The sequence below is a fragment of the Planctomycetia bacterium genome (assembly GCA_034440135.1).
Taxonomy (GTDB): Bacteria; Planctomycetota; Planctomycetia; order Pirellulales; family JALHLM01; genus JALHLM01.
Genome location: JAWXBP010000374.1, coordinates 1 through 8,498 on the forward strand (window position 1 = coordinate 1; position 8,498 = coordinate 8,498).

6 protein-coding genes, 1 tRNA gene and 1 pseudogene are annotated in these 8,498 nt (G+C 59.8%); 6 read left to right on the forward strand and 2 right to left on the reverse strand.

Features of this window, described 5'->3' with window-relative positions; translation table 11 throughout:
• Positions 1-307 precede the first annotated feature (307 nt).
• Positions 308-844, forward strand: a complete 537-nt coding sequence (locus SGJ19_22195; protein MDZ4782967.1) for a transposase — start codon at positions 308-310, stop codon at positions 842-844.
• 132 nt (positions 845-976) lie between these two features.
• On the opposite strand, the gene SGJ19_22200 is transcribed toward SGJ19_22195, so the two are convergent.
• Complete coding sequence (locus SGJ19_22200) at positions 977-2,218, reverse strand: PepSY domain-containing protein (GenBank protein ID MDZ4782968.1); 1,242 nt, start codon at positions 2,216-2,218, stop codon at positions 977-979.
• Between the two features lie 311 nt (positions 2,219-2,529).
• On the opposite strand from SGJ19_22200, the gene SGJ19_22205 reads away from it, so the two are divergent.
• The 3 genes and pseudogenes from SGJ19_22205 (at position 2,530) to SGJ19_22215 (ending at position 4,193) form a co-directional block, all read left to right on the forward strand.
• Positions 2,530-2,601: transfer RNA gene (locus SGJ19_22205), tRNA-Cys, on the forward strand.
• Between the two features lie 221 nt (positions 2,602-2,822).
• Positions 2,823-3,200, forward strand: a pseudogene (locus SGJ19_22210) (SDR family NAD(P)-dependent oxidoreductase).
• Positions 3,201-3,215: 15 nt separating this feature from the next.
• Positions 3,216-4,193 carry an acyl-CoA acyltransferase gene (locus tag SGJ19_22215; protein ID MDZ4782969.1) on the forward strand — a complete coding sequence of 326 codons (978 nt, stop codon included), beginning with the start codon at positions 3,216-3,218 and terminating at the stop codon, positions 4,191-4,193.
• A gap of 164 nt (positions 4,194-4,357) precedes the next feature.
• On the opposite strand, the gene SGJ19_22220 is transcribed toward SGJ19_22215, so the two are convergent.
• Positions 4,358-5,818, reverse strand: coding sequence for a serine hydrolase (locus SGJ19_22220; GenBank protein ID MDZ4782970.1), 1,461 nt, complete (start codon positions 5,816-5,818; stop codon positions 4,358-4,360).
• A gap of 207 nt (positions 5,819-6,025) precedes the next feature.
• Here SGJ19_22220 and SGJ19_22225 point away from each other — a divergent pair, with 207 nt between their 5' ends.
• Positions 6,026-6,988: an aldo/keto reductase gene (locus SGJ19_22225; protein MDZ4782971.1), complete on the forward strand. Its 963-nt coding sequence runs from the start codon at positions 6,026-6,028 to the stop codon at positions 6,986-6,988.
• 680 nt (positions 6,989-7,668) lie between these two features.
• Positions 7,669-8,406 carry a fibro-slime domain-containing protein gene (locus tag SGJ19_22230; protein ID MDZ4782972.1) on the forward strand — a complete coding sequence of 246 codons (738 nt, stop codon included), beginning with the start codon at positions 7,669-7,671 and terminating at the stop codon, positions 8,404-8,406.
• Positions 8,407-8,498 lie beyond the last annotated feature (92 nt).

The following is an 8,498-nucleotide window of genomic DNA, read 5'->3' on the forward strand; positions in this document are numbered from 1 at the left end:
AACGCGGCGTCGACTGGCACATGAAAATCACCGACGCCCGCTATAAACTCAAATCGGTCTACCCCAAAATCAAGGTCTGACGAAACACTAGCAGGCTGCGTCACAGCTTGGTTTCCGGGTTACTTGAAAGCGGGGGTGGCTGGGGTCGAGCGTACTCGCTCGCCCCCAGCGCGCTAGACCTGAGTGCGAATGCAGTCATGGCCCGAGCATGGGAAACGCTGAACGACGCTTCCGTTTCATGCTTTCTCTGGTGGGGTCGAGCGAGTACATTCGACCCCAGCCATCCGCGACTTTTTTGGCCTTATAGATGCACCGCCAAAATATCGCTGAGCCTGGGCATGCCCACGAGCTAACATTTTCTTGTTACCGCGGCTACCCGTTTCTCTCCTCCGATCGAACTTGCGAATGGCTAGCGAACGCCATTGAAGATGCTCGGGAGAAACACGCGTTCGATGTTTGGGCGTACGTGTTCATGCCAGATCACGTTCACCTAATTATTCGACCACGGAATCTCAGCTATTCCGTCGCCGCGATTCGGCAGGCGATCAAGCGTCCAGTCGGAGTGCTGGGCATTGAGCACATTGTGACGCATGCACCGGAATGGGTGCCGCGGATTACTCGCACGCGTGGCAGCCGAATTGAACGGTTGTTTTGGCAGTCTGGTGGAGGGTATGACCGGAACATCACTAAGAGCAATACGCTTCTCAACATGATTGAGTACATTCATCTCAACCCGGTGCGAAAAAACTTAGTATCAACCGCAGTCGAATGGAAATGGTCAAGTGCTTCGTGGTACATCCTGGGCGTTCCTGGTCCGATCAGTGTTGATTCGATACCGCCGTGATCGCTTCAATGAAGTTGAATCGTTCAGCGCGACTGAGTACGACGTGGGTGGCTGGGGTCGAATGTAGTCATTCGCCCCCAGCGCGCTCGACCCTGGGGGCGAATGACTACATTCGACCCCAGCCACCCACGACTAACGACCGCGAATCAAACGCGCAAACCCTCGCACAAGCGCAATTGCCAACACGCTGAGACCGAACATCGGCAACACCAGGCCAAAGGCGGCGATCAGTAAGATCGCGCCGCGCGGAAGTTTCCCGTCCCTTGAACGCGGCAACCCTAGCGATCCGCGCGGCCGGCGCTGCCACCACATCCATGCGCCGGTCACGGGCAGCGCCATCAACACCAGGCAGGTGCAAGACCAGGCGATTTTCGAGACCATGCCCAGCGCCGAACCAGTGTGGAGACGATACGCCCAATTGTTCCATCGTTGCAACGGCGGGGCGTCGGCATGGCGACGACGCGCGAGCTCGTTCCCGCTGTACGCGTCGAAAACCAGGATCGCGGTGGTGTTGGGTCCGTGCCTTTCGGTGATCCCGACGACATAGCTCTCCTCCGTCGCTCGCGGCAAATCGATCCCAAAATTCGCCGCAGGATATTCCGCCCGCACGCGCCCAACAATTTCATCAAGCGCAATTCGCCGCGACGCCGAAGTCGGAGAGGACTTCGGATTATCCACGAACAGTGTGTAGGAATTCGTGTATTGCGCGGCGCGATTGAACGCCTGGCCCCAAACGAACGTGTAGAGCAACCCAGTGCCGGCGATCGTCACGGCGATTGGCATCACAGCCGCGCCGCACATGGCATGACAATCGCGCCAAAAAACATACGGCGCGAGCCACCAGCGCGGCCAAATCACGCCGGCCCCGCGTTGCCAGCGGCACGGCCACCAGAGAAAAACCCCGGTGACAGACAGAATCACGGTCCAAGATGCCGAAAGCTCGGCGATCATCCGCCCTGGTAGCCCTGCAAAAATGCCCCGATGGATTTGCAACGCGAAGTTGAAGTACTCAATCGTCGACGATTCTCCGAGCACTTCCCCGCGATAGGGATCGACGTGAATGCGGTGAAACGAGTCGTCCCCGTCGCCATAAAATAGCACGCCGACCGATCGTTCTGGATCAGCGCTAATTTCGATTCTTGCCGGGCGCCGTTCGCCGCCGAGTTGCTTCGTGGCCGCAGTCAGCATCGTTTCATACGATACCCGTCGGCTGCCGGGCTCGACATACGAAACATCCGCCGAGAAGTGACGTTCAATCTCCTCGCGAAACACATAGCTGCCGCCGGTTGCCGCGACCACAAACAGAATCGGGCCAATCATCATCCCGGCGTAGAAATGCCATCGCCATGCCGCTCGCTGCCAGGTTTCGCGCACAAAATATCCTGCCGTGATCGACCGCGGGACTGTGACCATTAAGACGAGCGAGCAGCAGCAGCCAATACGCGAATGCCCGGCAAGCGCCGCATTCAGACGTCTTGCGGTGTCTGCCAAAAGCCGCCAGAATGTCCCTCCATTCGGGGGCGTCGCTTCCTGGCCGTCACCGTGTGGCGTTCCGAAAACGAGGGCTTGAACCTCGCCTTTCGACCGTAAGAATGGAAAGCGAGCGAAGCCGCCGGCGCACACCGGCCGTGGGACATTGCCAACCTTGACGTAAAACCAAGCGGTATCTACGTTACGGTCAACAAGGCGCCGTAGCCAAGTGGCTAAGGCAGCGGATTGCAAATCCGCCACCGTGGGTTCGACTCCCACCGGCGCCTCTTCTCTGACTCCGCGTGACCGGTCGCGACAGCAAGCGACAAATCGTTGCCACGCAACGCTTTGGGCATCTCGTCCGGGGCGTCTTCCGGCGGATCGACTTCCACCGGCGTCGTGCCAGCAAATGCCCCAGAATGCCCATTCGAGCCAGGCCCGTGTGTACAAGTTTGTGTACAACGCTCAGTCATGGCTCCAAACGGTGGGAGCCCCCGGCAGCTTATTCAGCGCGCTGGTAAGCTAACGTGGCGCGCTCGTGGTGCTCGGCGCGCGCCGCACCGATCGACGGGAACAGCTCGCCGGCGAAATCCGTGCTGCCGGCGGAACGGTTGATTTTCAGGCGCTCGACGTGGCCAACCTCGGCAACATGCGCGCCTTCGTTGATTTTGCGAAGGCCAAGCATCGTCGTGTGGATGTCCTGATCAACAACGCGGGCGTCATGCCGTTCTCGCCACTGCACGAACTCAAGATCGACCAATGGAATCGAATGATCGACGTCAACATTCGCGGCGTGTTGCATGGCATCGCGGCCGTGCTGCCCGGGATGCGAGATCGCAAGTCGGGACACATCATCAACGTCTCATCGATCGGTGGACATCAGCTGGGGAATCAGTAATCGATGCCGAATTTCGCGATCGCCATGCTCTTGCTCGCGCTGGCGACCCAGTACGCCGTCGCGGCGCTGGCCTTTCCGCTGCTAAGCAGGCGAAGTCGCGTTCAGGTTTCGGCCCTCGCGCTTGCTGTGGCGCTCCTACTGAGTTGCCCCCTACTTATTCCGCCAGCCCATATTCAATTGCGGGCGCTCGCCGTATTTCTGGCCGCGGACGCTAGCTTCCGCATGGCTGACTTCGCGCGTTGCGTGCGCGGCCGACACGCCGTATCCGTGAGTTGGGGAACCTACTACCGCTTTTTGAATCCGTTTCCTTCGCTGGTCGTGTTATTTAACTGGCGAGCGCGCCGCTGCGCGTCCGGCGTCTCGTCGTCGAAGGAATGGTTACGCTTTGCAATGGGTTGTGGACTGTTCGCGGCCATGCTGATGGTGACGCTCTCGTGCCGCTCGATTCCACTGCTTCGCGAGAACTTCTGGCTCGATCACGTAATCAAAATGGCGTTGTTCACCGTCGCCATTGAGTCTCTGTCGCAAGCCTTGCTGGGACTGGAGCGGCTCGCCGGGTTCGATACACTGCCGATCGTGAACTTTGCTTTTCTAGCCCGCACGCCGGCGGAGTTTTGGTATCGCTACAACCAGCGCGTGCGAGCGTGGCTTACGGCCAACGTGTTTCTGCCTTCCGGCGGGTTGCGTCATCCGGTGCGGGGCATCTGCGCCACATTCGCCTTCAGCGCGGCGTTTCATGAAGTCGCGTTCGATATCGCCACGTCGCGCGTCGACGGCAGCCAGGCCGCGTTCTTTCTTCTGCAGGCGCCGGCCGTGATCGCTTCCCGCGCGCTGGAACGCTTCGCCGCGCGCTGGGGGACTGTCGGAGAGATTACGATCCGGGCGCTCACACTTACGTGGCTCGTGGTCACGTCGGTACTGTTCTTTCGCGGAGTCGAGCGCGTGTTCCCGTTTGTCTATGCCGGCGACCCGTACCCGTAGCGCCACCCGCGTGACAGTGCCTCTCACACGGCCCGAATCGCCAATTTATCGCCGAGTCAGTTCGGCTCAGCCGCACTCGGAGTATTCGCAAAGTACCACTGCATCTTGCCTGCCGGCCAGCGTGTCTTGCGACGGTCTTGCCGCTACCGGAAGAAGTTCCGCGTTCACTGCACCTTGCCCACCAATTCCCCTTGCTTCGTCGGACCGAATCCAACGTTGGTCTCAGAGTTCATCGTCACTTCGTCCCCCGCGAACGCCAGCTTCACCGTCACGATGAACGGCGTCTCGTAGAAGCACAGCTTCGCGGTGAAGGTCCCATCGTTCCAAGCGCCGGCGGCCGCCGCTGGCTGTGCCGGAAATCCGCCCCAGGCCACTTCGCCATCGTGCCAAGTGCCGCGACCGCAAGCAATGCGTTGCTCCACGCCGCCAACTCGGACCACGAGCGTATCTTGACCGTCCGTCGAACCTTGTTCCAACGAAATCGCTTCCACCTTGCGCTCATTCGCCGGGAACGCAAACGTCTTGCCCGCGACCTTTGCCGGCTCGCCCTGACTCTCCGGCAAACGCACCGTCAGCGAAGTCAGCCGGTCGCGGAGTTGTTGGGCGGACGGCTCGTCGGCCGCCAGGCTTGAAGCGTGCATTGAGGGCAGCAAATGGTCCCAAACCAGATTCAGTACTTCCTGCATGTTGCGCACGCCGCTCGTGATGGCGATCACCGCGTCTTGCTCCGGCAGCACAATGCAATATTGGCCAAACGCCCCGTCGCCGCGATATGCCCCGTGCCGGCAACGCCAGAATTGATAGCCGTAGCCCTGATCCCAGTCGCTATTGGGGCTGCTCCCGTTCGACGTCTGTCGCGCCGTGGCCGCGTCGACCCAGGCCTCGGGCACGAGTTGCCGATCGCCCCATTTCCCCTTGCGCAAATAAAGCTCGCCGAACTTCGCGATGTCTTCCGTCCGCACGCTCAGGCCATAACCGCCCGTCGCAACGCCCTGCGGGCTCAGCTCCCACGTTGGGTCTTCAATGCCCAGCGGCTCGAACAGTCGCGGCCGCAAGTAGTCAAGCACGGTTTGCCCGGTCGCTTGTTGCACAATCGCCGACTGCATGTACGTCGCCGAAGTGTTGTAAAGAAAATGCGTCCCCGGCTTGAACGGCACGGGATGCGCCAGAAAGGACTTCGTCCAAACTTCGTCACTTTTGCGCGGCGGTTCCGATTGTTGCCCTGTCGCCATGCGCAACAAATCGCTGACCCGCATCGCCTTCAAGTTATCGCTGGGCGAATCCGGAGCATCGTCTGGAAAGAACTTCAGCACGTCGTCATCGACGTTCAGCTTCCCCTCGGCGATCGCCATCCCAACGGCAGTGGAAGTAAAGCTCTTGCTCAACGAGTACAGCGAGTGACGCGCTTCCGCCCGATACGGAGTCCACCATCCTTCGGCGACCACATGTCCGTGCCGCACCAGCATGAAGCTGTTCATCGAATCGACCTTGTCGGCCGCTTCGATAAAAGACAGCACCGCCGACGACGAAACGCCCTGCGCCTCCGGATTGCTGCGAGGCAAGTCCGCGGCGTGGAGAATCGATCCGACCAAGGCGAACACAACTGCCAGACAGCAAGATTTCATGGGAGCGCCTGCGAATAAGTGGGCCGAGAAGGTTGGCGTCAGCTTAATCGATGCACCCGGCGTCTGCCAGCTTCCGTGCATTGATCGGATTCTGGCCCAGTAGTCGTTGACGTCCCCTTTCAATCTCCCAAAATGTTGGGACCAGAACCCGCACGTCCCGCGATCAAGTGGGCGATCCTCCGCGAAGCAATCATCGAGCGCCGCCCTATGCAAACGCGACAACTTGGCAATTCGGACTTGCAGATTACGCCCATGGGTTTCGGCGCCTGGGCGATCGGCGGCGGCGGCTGGGATTTCGCCTGGGGCGCCCAGGACGACGCCGACAGCGTCGCCACGATTCGTGAAGCGATCGATCTCGGCATCAATTGGATCGACACCGCCGCGGTCTACGGACTCGGGCACTCCGAGGAGGTGGTCGGCCAGGCGTTGGCGGGCGTCGCCAGCCGCCCGTACGTGTTTACCAAGTGCGCCCGGGTCTGGAACGAGCAACGGCAGCTCGGCAAGAGTTTGAAGGCCGCGAGTATTCGCGCCGAATGCGAAGCCAGTCTCCGTCGATTGAAAGTCGATGTCATCGATCTCTACCAGGTGCACTGGCCGGAACCGATTGTGGATATCGACGAAGGCTGGGAGACGATGGTCAAATTGAAAACGGAAGGCAAGGTCCGCTGGATCGGCGTGTCGAACTTCAGCGCGGAGCAAATGGCGCAGGTTTCACGATTCGGACCGATCACTTCGCTGCAACCGCCGTACTCGATGATTCGGCGGGAGATCGAAGGCGGCATCTTGCCGTATTGCCTCGCCAACAACATCGGCGTCATCGCCTACTCGCCGATGGCCAGTGGACTACTGACAGGCGCCATGACCCGCGAACGCATCGCCGCCATGCCCGCCGACGATTGGCGACGGGAGAAGAACAACAACTATCAAGAACCCCTGCTGACGCGAAACCTCGAACTCGTGGAGCTGTTGAAACAGATCGGCGCTCCGCACGAGCGCACTGCCGGCGAAGTGGCGATCGCCTGGGTCTTGCGTCACCCGGCCGTAACCGGCGCAATCGTTGGCGCGCGACGGCCTGGTCAGCTCAAGGAGCTGGTCGGGGCCGCGGATTGGCGCTTGACGCCGGACGCGGTGGCCACGATCGACACGTTCCTGATGGCGAAGCCTGGCTAGGCCGCGGACGCCGCCCGACGGAAAGTGCTGCTAGACTATTGTGGCGCAGGAGTCCGTGATAGCATCGCTCAAGGGTTTGTAGCAGTGAAACAGGACGGCCTTGCGCGTCGACCGCGATGCGGATTTTCGTGCTGAAACCGCCGTACGACCAGAATCGCCTTTTTTGCCAGGCAACAGCTTCTCGATCTTCGCCCAATCGCCGTCGCCGATGTCGTGCCGCCGCATCACCACCCTCCATGAATAAACAGGATGGCAAGGCCTAACCCAAATCACCAAGATCAATGTCAACACGACCTAGAGCGGGCGAGATTTGGGTTTCACCACGGAGGGAAGAGAGTTATTGCACCGCGAAACACGCGAAATGACGCGAAACGTCGCTGTGAAACTTAAGTATACAAATCAATGTTGAAGCGCTCCAAACTCTGTTTTTCGCATCATTTCGCGTGTTTCGCGGTTAAATCCTCCGTCTCCGTGTTCGCCGTGCCTCTGTGGTGAATCTTCGGTTCCCTCGTTTTTTCGGTTGGCGCGCGGTTTCTTCGCGCAAATCGATTTGCCCATCCGCCCTTCCGGCCTATCTCGGGTCCGCGGCCCTGAATTCTTTTGAAGGCGCGTTCGGAGCGAAACAGAGTTGAACTAGGGCCATCTTTGGCGGCTAGTTCACCTGTCTTGGAACAGCGGCGATGCAACGAATCTTTTCGGCGGTCGTGATTTGTGCGTTCTTCTCCATGATCCCGACGGCGCATGGCGGCATGTCGTACCTCACGTTGACCGGGCGGATTTACGATCTCTCGTCGTCGCATCCGAACATGGAGCCGGCCGTCAGCGGTATCGAGACGGGCATCGTCATGCCAGACTTGGGCGATGATCTGCGACCCGAGTTCAATCCCGCCACGACGGCGCTCTCGGTCACGAATGCCACGGACTTCCATGATTGGTTCCATGACACTCCGGCCAACATGAGCGATGGCTTTTTGATCGACCTGCTGCAGTCGTCCCCCGGCGCGTATTCTTTTGCGCCGACGGACTTCTACCCGATCGACGACATGTTGTTGGGCAACGAAGGCAATCCGCACAACTACCATTTCGCCGTCGCTGTCAGTATGCCGTTTATCTATTTCCCAGGTTCTCATTTCAATGTCGCCGCGGATGACGATCTGTGGATCTTCGTCGACAACGAGTTGGCGCTCGATCTGGGCGGAGTGCATCCAGGAGCCACGGGCGCCATTGATTTCGACACGCTGGGCCTAACACCGGGCGAATCCTACGACCTCCAGATGTTCTTCGCGGAACGCCACATGAACGGTTCGTCGTTGGGCATTGATACGAACTTGGGCGTGCCGGAACCGTCGACCTGGGCGCTGGCCGCCGTCGGGCTCGCGGCCGCAGGATTGAAATACCGAAAACGCCGCCAACACTAGGCCTTGTCTCAAAACTGGGGTTTCCGTGCAATGCGTAACCGGCGACGATGTCGCTGAGTTTCGTTTTTGCCACGGAGGGCTGTTGAGATGGC

Coding starts and splice junctions, on each gene's coding strand:
- SGJ19_22195 (MDZ4782967.1), top strand. CDS start 308: ATGCACCGCCAAAATATCGCTGAGCCTGGGCATGCCCACGAGCTAACA.
- SGJ19_22215 (MDZ4782969.1), top strand. CDS start 3,216: ATGCCGAATTTCGCGATCGCCATGCTCTTGCTCGCGCTGGCGACCCAG.
- SGJ19_22220 (MDZ4782970.1), bottom strand. CDS start 5,818: ATGAAATCTTGCTGTCTGGCAGTTGTGTTCGCCTTGGTCGGATCGATT.
- SGJ19_22225 (MDZ4782971.1), top strand. CDS start 6,026: ATGCAAACGCGACAACTTGGCAATTCGGACTTGCAGATTACGCCCATG.
- SGJ19_22230 (MDZ4782972.1), top strand. CDS start 7,669: ATGCAACGAATCTTTTCGGCGGTCGTGATTTGTGCGTTCTTCTCCATG.